This is a genomic window from Pseudomonas chlororaphis subsp. piscium (genome assembly GCF_003850345.1).
Taxonomy (GTDB): Bacteria; Pseudomonadota; Gammaproteobacteria; order Pseudomonadales; family Pseudomonadaceae; genus Aquipseudomonas; species Aquipseudomonas piscium.
Genome location: NZ_CP027707.1, coordinates 3294172 through 3310783, shown reverse-complemented (window position 1 = coordinate 3310783; position 16612 = coordinate 3294172). Strand labels below are relative to the sequence as shown.

Genomic DNA, 16612 nt, shown 5'->3' with positions numbered 1-16612 from the left:
CTTCAACGCCGTCAGGTCGCGGTAACGGGCGCCGGGTCGCGGGCGGTCTCGAAAGACAGGTACTGCCACAGGTTTCAGATCGCCAGCTTGAGAAATTCGAAGGAGGTGCGCCGGCCGCTTTCCAGGTGCGGGATCGCGTCGAGCAAGGCCAGGGTGTAGGGATGCTGCGGATGGTCGAACACCTCGCGCACCGGCCCGGCCTCCACCACCCGGCCGTCCTTCATCACCAGCACCGCGTCGCTGACATGGTTGATCACCCCCAGGTCATGGGAAATGAACAGGCAGGCCAGGCCCAGGCGCTGCTTGAGGTCGTCGAGCAGTTCGAGGATCTGCGCCTGCACCGACACGTCGAGGGCCGACACCGGCTCGTCGCAGACCAGGATCTGCGGCCCGGCCGCCAGGGCCCGGGCGATGGCCACCCGCTGGCGCTGACCGCCGGACAGTTCGAGCGGGCGCCGGCCGAGCAAGGCCGCATCCAGGCGCACCAGGCCCAGCAGCTCCGCGGCCTTGTGCGCCCAGTCACGGCGCGGATGCCCGGCCACCTGCAGCGCTTCGAACAGCACCCGCTGCACGCTGTAGCGCGGATCGAAGGAACTCAGCGGGTCCTGGAACACCACCTGGATGCTGCGCCGCAGCTGGCGTTTCTGCGCATCAGGCAAGCTCAGCCAGGGCTGGCCCAGCAGCTGGATATCGCCGCTGTCCGGGGTCTCCAGGCCGAGGATCATCCGCGTCAGGGTGGTCTTGCCCGAGCCGGACTCGCCGACTATGCCCAGGGTCTGGCCCCGGCGCAGCTGCAGGGAAACTCCGTCGACCACCCTGCGCAGGCGCCCGTCCGGGCCCTTGAAGGCCTTGCTCAATTTATCCACCTGCAACAGCGGCGGCGCCTCGGCCCTGGCCGGCGCCACCGCGCTCAGGACCGGCCGCGGACTCGGCGCGGGGCGCCGGAAATGCACCGCCCTGCCCGCGCGCAGCAGGAATTGGGTGTAGGGATGCTGCGGGTCGTGCAGCACCTCCTCGACGCTGCCCTGCTCGACGATCACCCCGTTGTGCATCACCGCCACCCGGTTGGCCAGGCGCGAGACCACCGCCAGGTCGTGGCTGACGATCAGCATCGCGGTGCTGTCGCCGCGCAGGGATTCCAGCAGGCCGAGGACCTGGGCCTGCACCGTGGCGTCCAGGGCCGTGGTCGGCTCATCGGCGATCAGCAGCCGTGGATTGCAGGCAATCGCCGAGGCGATCAGCGCCCGTTGGCGCAGGCCGCCGGAGAGCTGGAACGGGTATTGGCGGGCGCGCAGTTCGGGCTCCGGCACCCCCACCGCGCGCAGCAGTTCGAGTACCCGCGCCTGGCGTTGTGCCCGGTCCAGCGGGCTGTGCAGCTCCAGGGGTTCGGCGATCTCCTTGCCCACCGGGCGCAGCGGGTCGAGGGAACCCAGGGCGTCCTGCATGACAAAGCCGATCTGCGCCCCGCGTATCCGTCGCCAGGCGCGCTCATCGAAGCGCCGCAGGTCCTGCCCGGCGAACTCCAGGCGGCTGGCCTGGATCAGCGCGTTGGCTCCGGTCAGCCCGGCCAGGGTGCGCGAGGTGACGCTCTTGCCCGAGCCGGATTCGCCCACCAGGGCCAGGCATTCGCCGCGCCGCAGTTCGAAGCTGATGCCCTTGAGCGTGGGCGCGGCATGGATGCCGAAGCGCACCTGCAGGTCGCTGACCCGGATCAGCGGCTCGGGGCCTTCTGGAATGAGGTTCATAGGTGTTTTCCTTCGCTGCGCCGCAGCAGTTCGCGGCCGATCGCGCTGATCGACACCACGGTCAAGGTGATTGCCAGGGCCGGCCAGGCCACCAGCCAGCCGGCGTTGCCCAGGTAGTTGCGGCCGATGGCGAGCATGCCGCCCCACTCCGGCGCCGGTGGCGGCGCGCCAAAACCGAGAAAGCTCAGGGCCGCGCCGGCGACTATGTTGCCGCCGATGCCGATGGTGGCCAGGATCAGGATCGGCTTGATCGCATTGGGCAGCACATGCCGGGCGATCACCGCGGATCGCCCGAGGCCCAGGGTGGTCGCTGCCTCGACATAGGCCGCGCCGCGCACCACCAGGGTTTGCGCGTGCACCAGGCGGGCGTAGCGCGGCACGCTGGCAATGCCCACGGCAATGATGGTGTTGAGCTGGCCCTGGCCGAAGAAGGTGATGATCACCAGGGCCAGCAGCAGGTCGGGAAACGCCAGCAGCACATCCACCAGGCGCATCACCGCACCGTCCAGCCAGCGCGGGCCGAGGCCGGCGAGCAGGCCGAACAGCGTGCCGACCAGCAGGCCGATGGCGGTCGCCGCCAGCCCCAGCACCAGGGAGGGACGCACGGCGTAGACCAGCCGGGTGAGGATGTCCCGGCCGTTCTCGTCGGTGCCCAGCCAGTACAGGCTGTCCGGGGCCCGGAACGCCTCGCGGGCATTGGCCGCCAGCGGATCGCCGGCCACCAGCCAGGCCGGTTGCAGCGCGGCGATCAACAGCAGGACCACGAACAGCCCGGCCAGCAGCAACCCGGGACGCGCGACCCAGCCGCGAACCCGCGGGCGCCTGGCGGCGAACAAGGGCACCGTCTGGATCAGGCCGACCGGCGTCGGCGTGCTTTGATTGATGGGCGCCATGGGCACCTCCACAGGCTAAGGGTTGGCGCTCAGGGCGCCGGGTTGGGGATGGTCCCGTGGATCTGCTCGATACGCGCCAGCGCCTGGGCATCCAGGCACAGCGCCAGGGCCCCGAGGTTTTCCTGCAACTGGCTCAGCGAGGTCTGCCCGGTCAGCGCGCTGCTGACGAAGGGCTTGCCCAGCACATAGGCCAGGGCCAGTTGCGCCGGGCTGACCGCCAGGTCCGCCGCCAGCTCGACATAAGCGGCTATCGCCTGCTGTGCGCTCGGGCTGTCGTAGCGGTTGAAGCTGCGGTACAGCGATGACAGGCGCGAGCCCTCTGGCCGCGCCCCGCCCAGGTACTTGCCGGTCAGCGCGCCGAACGCCAGCGGCGAATAGGCCAGCAGGCCGACGCCTTCGCGGTGGCTGAACTCCGAGAGCCCGCCCTCGTACAGGCGATTGAGCAGGCTGTAGGGGTTCTGGATGCTGACGATCCGCGGCAAGCCGAGGATCTCGGCCTGGCGCAGGAACTGCGCGACGCCCCACGGGGTTTCGTTGGACACGCCGATATGGCGGATCTTGCCCGCCGCCACCTGTTCGGCGAGCACGCTCAAGGTCTCGCCGATGGCAATCGCCTCGGGGTCGTCGACATAGGGGTATTCGCGCTGGCCGAAGATATTGGTGGTGCGGTCCGGCCAGTGCAGCTGGTACAGGTCCAGGTAGTCGGTGCGCAGGCGCTTGAGGCTGCCGTCCAGGGCCTGGACTATGTTCCGGCGGTCGTGGCGGGTCAGGCCGTCGCGGATATGTGCCCCCACCCCTGGCTGGCGCGCCGGGCCGATGATCTTGCTGGCCAGGACGATGGAATCGCGGCGCCCGCGACTGGCCAGCCAGCTGCCGATAAAGCCTTCGGTGCTGCCCCAGGTCTCGGCGTGGGTCGGGGTCGGGTACATCTCCGCGGTGTCGATCAGGTTGACGCCGTGGGCCAGGGCCTCGTCGAGTTGCCGGTGGGCCTCGGCCTCGCTGTTCTGGTGGCCCCAGGTCATGCTGCCGAGGCCGAGTGCGCTGACCTTCAGGTCGCTGTTGCCAAGTGTGCGGTAGTCCATGGTCTGTCCAGGTCGGTGATGGATGGGTTCAAACGGCGACGGCCGCCTGCTGGTACTGGCTGGCCGGATACGGCAGGCCGAGGTGCTCGCGCAAGGTGCTGCCGCGGTATTCGCGGCGAAACACCCCGCGCTTCTGCAGCAGCGGCACCACGTGGTCGACGAAGGCCTCGACCCCGGACGGGAACACGTCCGGCATGATGTTGAAGCCGTCGGCGGCGCCGGCGCGGAACCAGTGCTCCAGGCTGTCGGCCACCTGCTCCGGGGTGCCCACCAGCAGGCGGTGGCCCACCAGGATGCGGCGCGACAATTCGCGGATGCTGAGGTTTTCCCGGCGCGCCAGGTTCAACTGGGCTTCGAGGAAACCATGGGAGCCACGCTCGAACTCTTCGATCGGGCCGATCCGCTGCCACGGCAAGGGCGCGTCCGGGTCCAGCTCCTCGACCGCCAGGCCCACCCGCGAGGCGACCTGTTGCAACAGGCCCTCTTCGCCGTGATAGGCATTGAGCTGGTCGAAACGCGCCTGGGCCTCGGCCTCGGTGCTGCCGATCACCGTGGACAGTCCCGGCATGATTTTCAGGTGCTCGGGGTTGCGCCCCCACTGCCGCGCGCGTTGTTTCATTTCCTGATAGAACGCCTGGCCGTCCACCAGGGTGGTCTGGGTGGTGAAGATCGCATCGGCGTAACGCGAGCCCAGGGCCTTGCCGCCTTCCGACGAGCCGGCCTGGACCAGCACCGGGCGACCCTGGGGCGAACGCGGCAGGTTCAGCGGACCCTTGACCGAAAAGTGCTGGCCGACGAAGTCGATGGCATGGATCTTCGCCGGATCGGCGAAGCGCCCGCTCCCGGCGTCGGCGATCACCGCGTGGTCTTCCCAGCTGTCCCACAGTTTGAGGGTGACGTCGATGAACTCGTCGGCCCGGGCATAGCGGTCGACATGCCGTGGCGCGCCGGCCAGGCCGAAGTTCTGCGCCGCGGCGTCGCCGGCGTTGGTCACCACGTTCCAGGCCGCGCGGCCGCCGCTGATATGGTCCAGCGAACTGAAACGCCGGGCCAGGTTGTACGGGTCGTTGTAGCTGCTCGACGCCGTGGCGATCACCCCGATATGCCGGGTCGCCAGGGCCACCGCGGTCAGCAGCACCGTCGGTTCCAGGCGCCCGGCCGGTTGCCGGGCGACATCGCCGACCAGCGCCGGGCCATCGGCGAGGAAGATCGCATCCAGGCAACCGCGCTCGGAAATCCGCGCGATGTTGCGGTAATACTCGATGTCCAGGTAAGCGTCGGCCGCCACTTCGGCCTTGCGCCAGGCCGCGGCGTGGGCGCCGAAACCGAGGATGTTCATGCCGATACTCATCTGCTGCTCAAGCTGGCTCATGGTCACTCCTGCAAAGGTGGGGTTCAGACGGCGCTGGCTTCATCGCGCGCGCCGCCGCTGGCCGCGTCCTGCTCATGCAGGGCGCGCCAGGCAGCGCCCGGGCTGATGCCGTTGAGGTAGTAGTTGCCCAGCGCCCGCTCGCGGTAGATCGCCGGGTTGTGCGAAGCCAGGGTGCGGGCGTTGCGCCAGTGTCGGTCGAGGCGCCGGGCCTGGCTGGTGGCCGAGGCCCCGCCGACTTCGAAGAGCAAGGTGGTGGCTTCCAGCGCCTGTTCGAGAACGATCTGCTGGGCCTGGTACACGCGGATATCCGCCTCGACGTAGTCGGACTCCCGCACCGTGCCGGCGAGTTCGGCCTGGTGCACGCCTTCGAGCACCTCCGCGGCACCGAGCACCAGGGTCTCGCTGGCATAGGCCAGGCTCGACAGGCGCCCGATCACCCGCTGCACCAGGGGATCGTCCTTGGGGCTGGACTGGCCCGGCACGCCGAAGGCGCGGGTGCGGCCCTGGACGAACAGCGTGGCGTCCTGCAGCACCGCGCGGGCGATGCCGGCCAGGGTCGCCAGGTGGAACAGCTGGTAGAAGGCCGACAGGTACGACTCGGCGCGCAGCTCGCCGGGCTTGAAGCGGCGCAGCACATGCTCGCTGGGCACCGCGACCTGCTGGAAACGGGTGGTGCCGCTGCCGGTCAGGCGCTGGCCGAAGCCGTCCCAGTCGTCTTCGCGGCTGACCCCGGGGGCGTCCACCGCCACCACCACACTGACGAAATCCTCCTCCAGCATGGCCACGGCGGCGACCCAGTCGGCGTAGATCGCCCCGGTGCAGTAGTACTTCTCGCCATCCAGCAGCCAGCCGGCGCCGGGATTCTGCGGGTCGGCGGCGCTGAGCCGCACCGAGTTGCTGGTGCTGTCGCCGCGCTCGGCCATGGCCGCGCCCCACAGCTGACCGTCCAGCACCTTGGCGAACCAGTAGGCCTGGGACGCGCTGTCGCCGCTGGACAGGCGCCCTTCGACGAAACCGAAATGGGCGCGGACGATCTGCGGCAGGTTCGAGTCGGCCGCGGCCAGGTCGATCAGCAAGCGAAACAGCACCGGCAGGCCGATGCCGGCGCCGCCGTGGGCAACCGGCACCCGCAACGCCGCGAACCCGGCTTCGCGCAGCCAGCCGACGGCGTCGAACGCCAGGCTGCGTTGCCGCTCGCGCTCGATGGCGCCGGCGGCGATGCGCTCGAACAACGGGCGCAAGCGCTCGTGCAACGCGGAGTAAGACTGGGGCTTGGGTGGATGTGCAGTCATGACAGGTCCTTGCGGGGCGTCACACGGCTTTCGCGCGCGGATCGACCCAGTGATTGATCAGGTCGACCAGAAAGTTGACGACCACATAAATCGCCGCCGCCAGCAGGGTGATCCCCAGCAGCAACGGCACGTCCTTGCTGTTCGCCGCGTCGAGCATCAACCGGCCGATGCCCTGGCGCGCGAACAGCAGCTCGATCACCACTGCCCCGCCGAGCAGGCTGGCGAAGACAAACCCGGAGAGGGTCACCAGCGGCACCAGCGCGTGGCGCAGGGCATGCCGCAGGCGCACCCCGGTCTCGGACAGGCCGCGGGCCCGGGCCATGGCGATAAAGGGTTGCTCGAGGATGTCTTCCAGCTCCTGGCGCAAGACCTGGGCCAGCACCGCGGCGATCGGCAGCGCCAGGGCCAGGCTCGGCAGGATCAGCGCGCGCCAGCCCTTCGAGCCGGAAGGCGGCAACAGGTGCCAGCCGAAGGCGAACACCAGCAGCAGGGCCAGGCCGATGACGAAGGACGGCGCCGACGACAGCACCAGCTCGGTGCCGGACGCCAGCGAGCGAATCCAGCGCGCGCGGTTGGCGGTCAGCACCGCCACCCCGATCGCCAGCAGCACCGCCAGCAGCGCCGCGGCCAGCGACAGTTGCACGGTGGCCGCCAGTTGCCCGCCGATTGCCTGCACCACCGGGATCCGCAGGCGATAGGAGTCGCCCAGGTCGCCCTGGGCCAGGCGCCCTAGGTACTGGCCGTATTGCACGATCAGCGGCTGGTCGAGACCGTATTCGGCGCGCACCCGGGCAATCAGCTCGGCGCTGGGCATGGCTTCCGGGCCGCCGAGGATCGCCAGGGCCGGGTCGCCGGCACTGAGGTTGAGCGCGAGAAAGGTCAGGGTCGCGGCGCCCCAGAGCACGCCGATCCCGGACAACAATCGGCGCAGGACGAGTCGCAGGCTGTTCATCGGGCCTCCTGGTCCAGCCAGACGCTGGTGAAAAAAGGTGTGTTGTGGGAGGTGTCGAAAATCAGGCCCTTGACCTGTTTGCGATAGGCCACCAGCACGTGGCTTTCGAACACCGGCACAGCGGGCACGGTTTCCACCAGGCGTTGCTGGGCAATCCGGTAGGCCGCGGCCAGCGCCACCGGATCCTGCAGTTGGCGAGCGGCGGACAAGGCCCGGTCCAGCTCGGTATCCCGGAAGCGCCCGGCGTTCTGCCCGATCAGCTTGGGCGTGCTGATCGCCTGGCTGTGGTAGAGGATGAACAGGCCGTCCGGGGTGTTGGTGTGCCAGTAGCCGCCGGCGATTGCCTGGAAGTTGCTCGCGTAGCGGCGCTCGGTGACCTGGGCCAGGGGCAACTGGTCGATGGCCATCTCGAAGCCGATCTTTTTCAGGTCGGCCTGGATCGCCACCGGCACGCTGCTGGGAAAAGCCCCGGTTTCGTAGGTCAACAGCCGCGCCGCCAGCCGCTGGCCAGCCTTGACCCGATAGCCCTGGGCATCGCGCTGGCTCCAGCCGGCCTGGTCGAGGATGCGGTTGGCGGCGTCGACGTCGTACGCCAGCACATCCTTGAACGCCGGGTCGTAGTAGCGGGTGTTGGCAGCGAGGAAATCGCCCTTGGGCAGGTACTCGCCAAACCCGGTGATCCAGGCCAGGCCTTCGCGGTCGATGGCCTTGGCCACCGCCCGGCGCACCTGCACGTCCTCGAAGGGAAAACGCTCGACGTTGAAGGTCAGGCTGCGAAACGGGTTGGCCTTGCGGATCCGGCTGCGCATCTGCAACTCGGGGTTGGCGCGGATGGCCCGGGCATTCTGCGCCGGGGCGTCCACGGTGAAATCCGACTGGCCCGACTCCAGGGCGCTGAAGCGGATCATCGGCTCGGGCACGATGCTCAGCTCCAGGCGTTCCAGATAGGCTTCGCCCTGGTGCCGTGTGACCGGCGGCGCCCAGTTGTAGCCCTGGCGCCGGACGAAGCTGGCGCCCTGGTCGCGGGTGTAGCTTTCCAGCACAAAGGGCCCGGAGCCGATCGGCCGTTCGGCGATGGTCTTCGGCGCCTCGAGGATCTGCCGCGGCGAGATCATGCTCAGCCAGGACTGGGCGAGCACGTCGAGGAACGGCGAATAGGCTTCGCGCAGATGCGCCTCGAAGGTGTACTCGTCGACGATCCGGCCGTCGACATAGGGCGCGATGTAGGCCGCCGCCAATGGCGACTTGGTGGCTGGGTCGCGCATGTGTTCAAGGTTGACCTGCAGCGCCCGGGCGTTGAATTTCTCGCCGTCGCTGAAGGTCACATCGTCGCGCAGGTGAAAGGTGTAGGTCTTGCCGTCGGCGGAGATCTCCCAGGACTTGGCCAGCCAGGGCGAGATATTGCCCTGCTCATCCTGGTACAGCAGGCAGTCGAACAGGATCCGCCCCAGCCACTGCACATTGCCGTGGGAAATCGAATGCACGTCGAGGGTGGTGGTGTCGGACGAGGTCGTCACCCGCAGGGTGCCGCCAGGTTTGCCGGGCGCGCTTTCACGGTAGTCCTCGGCGGCGTAGCTGAGGCTGCCGTTGCCCAGCCGGCCGTCACTCGGTTGGCCGTCACCGAGGGCACCGTTGCCGCGCGGCGCCTCGCCAACCGGCTTGCAGGCGGCCAGCGCCATCACGGCGACGAGCGCCGCCAGGCGGGCGAGCCTTGTGGTCAGGGTCATTGCTGTCTCCCGCCACTGCCCGGCCGCCGTCGTGGGACGCGCCGGGCAGCAGCCGCGCTGGCTCAGAAGTTGTAGGCGATACCGGTGAAGGCACCGAAGCCGTCGCCCGGGTACAGCGACGCGGTGTCGCGGCCGTTGGCGTTGTAGGTCGGCAGCACGGCGGTCACGTAGTTCTGGTCAGTGAGGTTCTTCAGGTCCAGGTACAGCTGCCACTTCTTGCCCGGGTCGTCGTAGCCGAAGCGCGCGCCCCACAGGGTGTAGGACGGGGCGTAGAAGGTGTTGGCGTAGTCCACCGCGGTGCTCGACACCGCGCGCACGTTGATCCCGGCGTAGAAGCCGTTGGCGTACTGGTAGAACAGTTCGCCCTGGTAGACATGCTTGGGCAGGCCCGGCAGCTCGTTCTGGCTGAACAGCGGGTCGTTGCGGTAGTGGAAGTCGTTGAGGGTATAGGCCTGGCGCCAGCTCAGCACATCGCCGTTGCCGCCTTGCCAGAGCCGCGTGGTGAGCCCGGCCTCGACGCCCTGGTGAATGGTCGGCGTGGCGTTCGAGGTGGAGACCACCGCGGCCGTGGTACGGGTGGCCGGGAGCACCTCGACGTTGAGCAGCTCGTTCTTGATCCAGGATTTGTACAGGGTCAGGCTGCCGTCGAAGATCGCGTTCTTGCCACGGATGCCGAACTCCAAGGTGTTGGCGCTTTGCGGCACCAGCGGCTTGGCGTAGTTGCTGGTGACCCCGGAACCGGAGCTGGACCAGGAGCTGGGCGGGTCGATGGAGCGGCTGGCGTTGGCGAACACCTGGACATCCGGGGTCAGGTAATAACGCAGGCCGGCGCGCGGCGCGAGCTTCCACTCGTCATAGCGGTAATGATCCGGCAGGCCGCTGGTGTTGGCGCGGTCGCTGAAGGTGACGTTGATATCGCGCTTGATCTCGATCGCCGAGAGCCCGCTGGACAGGTACAGGTTGTCGGTCAGGCCGAGGTCGTTGCCGAGGGTGAACACATGGTCGAACGAGCCGTCGTACTCGACCTGTTTCTGCAGCACGCCCAGGTCCTTGTCGCCCCGGTAGGTACGCACCCCGGAGCGGATATGCTCGGTGCTGCTCCAACCGACGGTGGTGGTGCTCGGCAGGCCGAACACCTGGTCGTGGCGGCTGTACTTGAGCGAATAGTTGATGTCGCGCCAGTCCCAGTAGTTGGGGTTGACGCTGCTCTGGCGGCTGAGGATCTGCGGGTAGTTGTGGTACACCAGCCCGGCTTCGAGGGTGGCATCGTCGTCGAAGGTATAGGTGGTCTTGCTGCCGACCCAGGTCGAGCCGCGCTTGGTCGAGTCGCCCCGGGCATCGCGCACGGCGGCGGTGGTCTTCGACGAGTCGTGCTTGATCTGCGCGCGGGTCAGCGGTGCGGAGTTCTCGTGGTACTCCTCGCGGTAGCGCACGTAGAGGCGGGTTTCCAGCTTCGGATTGAAGCGATAACCGAAGTTGGTCACCACCCCCTTGGCCTTGGTGAAGGTGAAATCCTGGTAACCGTCGCGCCGCGAATTGTCGACGCTGACGAAGTAATCGCCATCCCCCACTACACCGCCGGTGCTGAGGGTCTGTTTCTGCCAGCCGAAACTGCCGCCCTCGACCTTGATCCGGTTACCCGGCGCGGTCAGCCCCGAATTGGTCACGAAGTTGATCGCACCACCCAGGGACAAGGCGCCATATTCGAAGGCATTCGCTCCGCGCAGCACCTCGGTGTAGTTCAGGCCCTGGGTATCCAGCAGTTCATAGGGCGTGCCGCCGGGGCCGGTCAGGGCCAGGCCGTCGAACAGGAACTTGGTGCCCTCGCGGAAATAACCCGGCGAGGTATTGGCCCCGGAGCCGCGGATGGAAATCTTGATCGCGTCGTTGCCGCCGGCTGCCTGGGCATACACCCCGGGCTGATAGGCCAGGGTGTCTTCGAGGGTCGCCGAGCGGCCCTTCTCCACCTCGGCCTGGGTCACCAGGCTGGTGCCGCCGGGGATCTCGTCCAGTGCCGCCTGGGCGGCTTGCGCGGCGGTCTGCTTGGCCGCCTCGACCGTGACCGTGCCCAGGCGCTTCTCGCCGGCCACCGGAGTCTCGGCGGCCGAGGCCCCAGTGGCCAGGCCAAGTACCGCGGTGCCTACGGCGAATAAAGAGGAATGACGGAAGGTTGTTGCGGTTGTCGCGGCTGTTGTCAGAGACACATGCTTCAAGGTCTTGCTCCCCACCTGATTAAAAAATAGGCGAGTTTCTATAGGTATAGTCAATCTCCCTTGGGCCAATGCACCGACCATGCCAAATGGCAAAGTGCTTTATCTGTTGGCTTTCAAGGAGTTGGCTGGAGCAAGCGGGTTGTTGCAAAACGACGTGAGTGTTCAGCCACTGTTGCCTGGCGGACAGCTGGAGGCGTCCGGCCCGTCGATTGCCGGTGAGCCTCATGAAAAACGGGCGCCTGCCACGGCGCCCGTTTTCCTGGCCAATGGCTGGCCGCCCTGCTCTCGCGGGTCCGCTCAGCCAGACGCCTTGCTCGCCGCCAGATAGGGCGCCAGGCGGCGCGCCATTTCTTCGCCGAGGGCCTGCAGACCGCTCATGGGACGGACCATCACCTCGAACTCGACGATCTTGCCGGCTTCGTCGAAGCGAATCAGGTCGATGCCCTTGAGCTGCCGCTCGCCGACCCGGGCGCTGAATTCCAGCACCACGCTCAGGCCATCGGCGGTGACCAGTTCACGGTGATAGGTGAAGTCGCTGAACACCTTGAACACGGTATTGAGGATGGTCGAGACCACCGGCGCGCCCGGGTAAGGCGTATGGGCCATGGGCGAGCGGAATACCACGCTCGCATCCAGCAGTTCAGGCAAGGCGCTCAGGTCGCCCTGGGCAAGCATGGCATGCCAGCGTTGCAGGGAGGCGGCAGCCTGGGGGTGCAGTTGCAGATCGGACATGGTGTTCTCCTGTCGCTTGTTATGGTTGGGCTCTTGCAGGACTGGGGAGCTGTCGTTCGACAGTGACTGACCGGCCCACCATAAGCGCCGGGGGCGACAGGCAACAATGATCGCAAGTGACACTTGACTGATCGCAATGAGCAATCCCCGTGACGGCCTCAGGCCTGGCAGAGTTGCTCGAACAGTCTGGCGTGCTGCGGGAAGCCTTCGCTGAGCTGGCGCTTGCAGCCCAGCTGCATGTCCGCGTAGTCGAACCCGGGGCACACCGCCTCGCTGATCAGGCCGTAGCCCACCGCTCCGGACAACAGCCGCGAGGCCTTCCACACGCCGCCGGGAACGTGCAGCTGCAAGCACTGGCCGGCCAACACATCGCTGCCCATCACCAGGGTTTGCAGGCGGCCGTCCGGGAACACCAAGTAGTATTCGAGGGCGTCTCCGAGGTGGAAGTAATGCAGGATGTCGGACTGGTTCAGATGGAAGTGACCGATGGGCGAATCCCCGGTCAGCAGGTAATAGATGGAGGTCATCAAGTAACGCTGCCCACCCGCGCTGGCGAGCATCGGCCGCTGGTCCGCCTGGAAGGTCCTGCGGTAATAACCGCCTTCCGTGTGCGGCTCCAGGTTGAGGGCGGTCAGCAGTTGTTGGGCGCTGCAAGCAGGCTTGTGCGGAGGCTGGTCAGTCATGTCGGGGTCACAGGTCAGGGAGTTGCTCCCAGCGTAGCAGTGCCTCGCCCTGGCGCCCCGGGGCTGGCCCGACCTGCCGTACGAATGGCAGGTCGGGTCCTGGTCGCCTACGCCCGCCGCGAGCCGGCTAGCTTGCCGGTCGGCGCAGGCTTGCGTGACAGGGTCCTGGTCCGGCGCAGGTAGCGCACGGCCCAGACCAGTAGCATGCCCAGGCTCAACAGCGCCGGAACCAGGGCGATGTTGAACATCTTCAAGGTCCTTCCCAGATCATCGATATCGGCGTTCAGTTGGTATTGCACCTCGCGCAGTTCCTTGCGGATGCGGGTTTTCTCCTGCATGAACTGGCGCACCGTCGCCTGCTGTTCGGCGCTGAGGGTTTTGCCCTTGTCCGACGAACCCTGCAATTGCTGCAGCTTGCCTTCGGTCTCCTCGAGACTTTCCTCGAGGGCGAAGCGTTTGGCCCGGAAGCTGGCTTCGGCCTGGCGGCGCAATTGCTCCACCACCACGAACGGACGACTGTAGGGGCCGCGCGAACGCAGGCTGTTCAGGGCGTCCGAGCCAGCGAGGTTGTCCAGGGTATTGAGCACGAAGGAGGCGTTGTCGGCCCATGGTCGCGTTGCCGGGCGTCCGTTGACGTCCTGCATTTCCAGCCACATCCGGTCGGTCAACAGGTCCGTATCAGCCACCACCACCAGGTTGACCTGCTGCGCTTCCTTGAGGCCGTCCTTGCGTCCCTCGATGCCGTCGGCAAAGGCGGTGTGTACCGGGCCCTGCACCCGGGCGGCGATAACGTAACGCTGACTCGGCTGCTCCTGGTCGCGCACCAGTTGTTTGCGGTCGGCGGGTTTGTCGAAACGGTCCGCCTCGAAGGTCTTGGCCGAGTCGGAGCTATACATCAGCGGGGTGAAGTGCGTGCTGGCGCCGGCCACCGGCTCGAGGATGCCGACGGTGGTCAGGGCGATGAACTCCAGCCCGGCGGTACTCGGGTCCTGTTGGCTCAGCGCGGCTTGCGGCACGCCTAGGGTGAACGGCCGCGGCATCGGGCGCCCGTCTTCCTCGGAAGTCTCCAGCAAGGCATAGAGGTTGTCCCCCAGGACCTTGCCCGGCTGCATATGAATGCCCCAGGCCTTGAACAACGGCTCGAGATTGGAGGACTTGTCCTTGCTCTGGATGCCGAAGTACTCCTCGCCGGAGTCCTGCTCGCTGTAGGGATCGACGAAGGCCAGCAGCTTGCCGCCGCGCAACACGAACTGGTCGATGGCATACAGGGTCGGCTGCGAGAGCTTTTTCGGGTGCAGCAACATCAGGATGTCGACGTCTTTCGGGATGTCCTGGGTATCGGGCTTGAGCTGTTGCAGGTCGAACTCCCGACGCAGCTCCTGGAGCATCATCCACGGCTCGGTCTTGCTCTGCGTGCGGATATCGAAGCCACCGTTGGCCGGCAGGCTGCTCAGCAGGCCCAGGGTGGGGCGCTTGGGGTTGGCCAGGGCTTGCAGCAAGCGGCTGATGTCGTACTCGAGAAACTCCTCCTGGTCCGGCGCGAAAAACTCGATCGTCTGGGCGTTATTCTGCTCATCGGTACCGGCCAGGCCGAAATACACCGGCGCCCCGCCCTGCCCCAGCGGCACGGCCTGCAGGCCGAACTCGCTGGCCTTGTCCTCTTCCGCGGAAAACGGCAGCGGGTCGATGACATGCAGGCGGATCTTGCCGTCGGCCTCGCGTTCATAAACTTTGAGCAGTTCCTGGACACGCTGGGCATAGCCGCGCATCGGCATCAGCTCCTTCGAGCCGCTGTCGGAAAAGTAGAAATACAGGTCGAGCGGTTGTTTCAGCTCCGCGAGAATCTGCCGGGTGCCGGCGCTGATGGAGTAGAGCTTGTTCTGGGTCAGGTCGAGCCGGACACCCGTGAGCAGCAGCCCTGTCGCCAGGTTGAAGGCCAGGAACAGCAAGGCAATCAGCAACAGGCCGGAAGTGGAATACAGCATGCGTTTCATCGAATCGTCCTCACTCGGCTTTCTTCAGGTTGACCGTCACCACCGTGGCCATCAGCCAGGCGACAATCACGCTGAGGAAATACAGCGGATCGCGCAGGTCGATCAGTCCTTTGCTGATCGTGCCGAAATGGGTCAGCAGGCTCAGCGAGGCCAGCAAGTCCAACAGCCATTGCGGCGCCCATGGGTTGAGTGCATCCAGCACCAGGGAGAAACCGCAGGCGACGAACAGGAAACACACCAGGAAGGCGAGGATCAGGGCAATCACCTGGCTCTTGGCCATGGCCGACATGCAGGAGCCGATCGCCAGGTAGGTGCCGGCGAGCAACCAGCTGCCCAGATAGCCGGTCAGGATCACGCCGTTGTCCGGGTTGCCCAGGTAATTCACGGTCAGCACCATGGGCAGGGTCAACAACAGGGTGATGCCGGCGACGACCCAGGCGGCGAGGAACTTGCCGACCACCGCCTCGAAACAACTCACCGGCAGGGTCATCAGCAATTCGATGCTGCCGGACTTGCGCTCCTCCGACCACAGGCGCATGGCCAGGGCCGGCAGCAGGAACAGGTAGAGCCAGGGATGGACGTCGAAGAACGGCGCCAGGTCCGCCTGGTTGCGCTCGTAGAAACTGCCCAGGTAGAAGGTGAAGACGCCCGAGAGCACCAGGAAGATCTCGATGAATACGAAGGCCAGCGGCGTGGCGAAATAACTGCCCAGCTCACGCTTGAAAATCACCGGTAGCTGTCTCATGCCGATTCTCCCCGGGTCAGGGTCTGGAACACCTCGTCGAGACGGCCCTGCTCCAGCTCCAGGCGCTTCATCTTCCAGCCACGCGCGGTCACCAGCGCGTTGACCTGAGGAAAAATCACCTCGCCGGGCCGCGCCAGCAGCGTCAGGCTGCCTTCGGCCGGGTTCTGCTCGACGCCCGCCACGCCCGGCAAGACCACCAGGGCCAGCAGGTCCAGCGGTTCGTCGGCCTGCAAGGTCACCGCCTGGCGATAGCGGGAACTGCGCTCCAACTCGTGCGGCGTGCTGTCGGCCAGCAAGCGGCCATTGCTGATGATCAGGGCGCGGTTACAGACAGCCGACACCTCTTCGAGGATATGGGTCGAGATGATCACGATCTTGTCCTGGCCCAAGTCCTGGATCAGTTGGCGAACCAGTTGCTTCTGGTTCGGGTCGAGCCCGTCGGTGGGTTCGTCGAGAATCAACACCCGCGGATCGTGGAGGATCGCCTGGCCCAGGCCGACCCGGCGGGTGAAGCCCTTGGACAGGGTCTCGATGGTCTGGCGCCGGACGTCGCCCAGTTCCAGCAGGTCGATCACCCGGTCCACCCGTTCGCGCTTCTGCGCACCGCGATAGCCGCGAACGCTGGCAATGAACTCGAGAAAACCCTGTACCGCCATGTCGCTGTAGCTGGGCGCGCCTTCCGGCAGGTAACCCATCTGCCGCTGGGCGTGGCGGGTCTGGGTGCGGATGTCGAACCCCAGGATGCTCGCGGTGCCGGAGGTCGGCGCCAGAAAGCCGGTGAGCATTTTCATCGTGGTGGATTTGCCTGCACCGTTTGGCCCGAGAATCCCCAGTACTTCTCCCGGGCCGATATGACAGGACAAATCGTCGACCGCGACCTGCCCGGAAAAAGACTTGGTTAGTTTGGATATTTCGATCATGGCTTCCAGGTTCAGCAAGAGAAGTCTGAGGTGAACAGCCAGAGGCCATTCATATTCAGCAGCGGGTTGAGATTGGGTAGTTGCAACAGGATCAATAGCGGTGTTGTGCCGGATTGGGCGCAATACAATACACGTTGATATTTTTAATGCGGGTATAAAGGCATATGAATAAGATCATTCGATAGAAATATAAGATTTATCCTATGCAGCCAGAGTATTGCTCTTAACGCCAGCTGACATTATTTCCTAGTATCCTAGCTCT

13 protein-coding genes are annotated in these 16612 nt (G+C 66.3%); all 13 read right to left on the bottom strand.

Features of this window, described 5'->3' with window-relative positions; genetic code table 11:
• Positions 1-74 precede the first annotated feature (74 nt).
• The 13 genes from C4K38_RS15350 to C4K38_RS15290 all read right to left on the bottom strand — a co-directional run bounded on the left by C4K38_RS15350 (position 75) and on the right by C4K38_RS15290 (position 16350).
• Positions 75-1745, bottom strand: coding sequence for a dipeptide ABC transporter ATP-binding protein (locus C4K38_RS15350; RefSeq protein ID WP_053279110.1), 1671 nt, complete (start codon positions 1743-1745; stop codon positions 75-77).
• On the bottom strand, positions 1742-2638 hold the full coding sequence (locus tag C4K38_RS15345; protein WP_124345281.1) for an ABC transporter permease: 897 nt from the start codon (positions 2636-2638) through the stop codon (positions 1742-1744). The genes C4K38_RS15350 and C4K38_RS15345 overlap by 4 nt, the downstream gene beginning before the upstream one ends.
• A 29-nt stretch (positions 2639-2667) precedes the next feature.
• Entirely contained in the window at positions 2668-3720 is a 1053-nt protein-coding gene (locus C4K38_RS15340; protein WP_053279109.1) for an NADP(H)-dependent aldo-keto reductase, read from the bottom strand.
• Between the two features lie 28 nt (positions 3721-3748).
• Entirely contained in the window at positions 3749-5092 is a 1344-nt protein-coding gene (locus tag C4K38_RS15335; protein ID WP_053279108.1) for an LLM class flavin-dependent oxidoreductase, read from the bottom strand.
• A 23-nt stretch (positions 5093-5115) separates the two neighbouring features.
• Positions 5116-6384 (bottom strand): acyl-CoA dehydrogenase family protein, encoded by a 1269-nt coding sequence (locus C4K38_RS15330; protein ID WP_053279107.1) that lies wholly within the window; start codon positions 6382-6384, stop codon positions 5116-5118.
• A gap of 19 nt (positions 6385-6403) precedes the next feature.
• On the bottom strand, positions 6404-7336 hold the full coding sequence (locus C4K38_RS15325; RefSeq protein ID WP_053279106.1) for an ABC transporter permease: 933 nt from the start codon (positions 7334-7336) through the stop codon (positions 6404-6406).
• Positions 7333-9063 carry an ABC transporter substrate-binding protein gene (locus C4K38_RS15320; protein ID WP_081001507.1) on the bottom strand — a complete coding sequence of 577 codons (1731 nt, stop codon included), beginning with the start codon at positions 9061-9063 and terminating at the stop codon, positions 7333-7335. Before C4K38_RS15320 ends, C4K38_RS15325 begins: the two co-directional genes overlap by 4 nt.
• Before the next feature lie 62 nt (positions 9064-9125).
• Positions 9126-11267: a TonB-dependent receptor family protein gene (locus tag C4K38_RS15315; protein ID WP_231998541.1), complete on the bottom strand. Its 2142-nt coding sequence runs from the start codon at positions 11265-11267 to the stop codon at positions 9126-9128.
• 306 nt (positions 11268-11573) lie between these two features.
• Positions 11574-12008, bottom strand: a complete 435-nt coding sequence (locus C4K38_RS15310; protein ID WP_053279105.1) for a nuclear transport factor 2 family protein — start codon at positions 12006-12008, stop codon at positions 11574-11576.
• A 158-nt stretch (positions 12009-12166) separates the two neighbouring features.
• Positions 12167-12691 carry a cupin domain-containing protein gene (locus C4K38_RS15305; RefSeq protein ID WP_053279104.1) on the bottom strand — a complete coding sequence of 175 codons (525 nt, stop codon included), beginning with the start codon at positions 12689-12691 and terminating at the stop codon, positions 12167-12169.
• Between the two features lie 107 nt (positions 12692-12798).
• Positions 12799-14685, bottom strand: coding sequence for a GldG family protein (locus C4K38_RS15300; RefSeq protein ID WP_053279103.1), 1887 nt, complete (start codon positions 14683-14685; stop codon positions 12799-12801).
• A 10-nt stretch (positions 14686-14695) separates the two neighbouring features.
• Positions 14696-15430: an ABC transporter permease subunit gene (locus tag C4K38_RS15295; RefSeq protein WP_025808948.1), complete on the bottom strand. Its 735-nt coding sequence runs from the start codon at positions 15428-15430 to the stop codon at positions 14696-14698.
• Entirely contained in the window at positions 15427-16350 is a 924-nt protein-coding gene (locus tag C4K38_RS15290; RefSeq protein WP_053279205.1) for an ABC transporter ATP-binding protein, read from the bottom strand. Before C4K38_RS15290 ends, C4K38_RS15295 begins: the two co-directional genes overlap by 4 nt.
• Positions 16351-16612 lie beyond the last annotated feature (262 nt).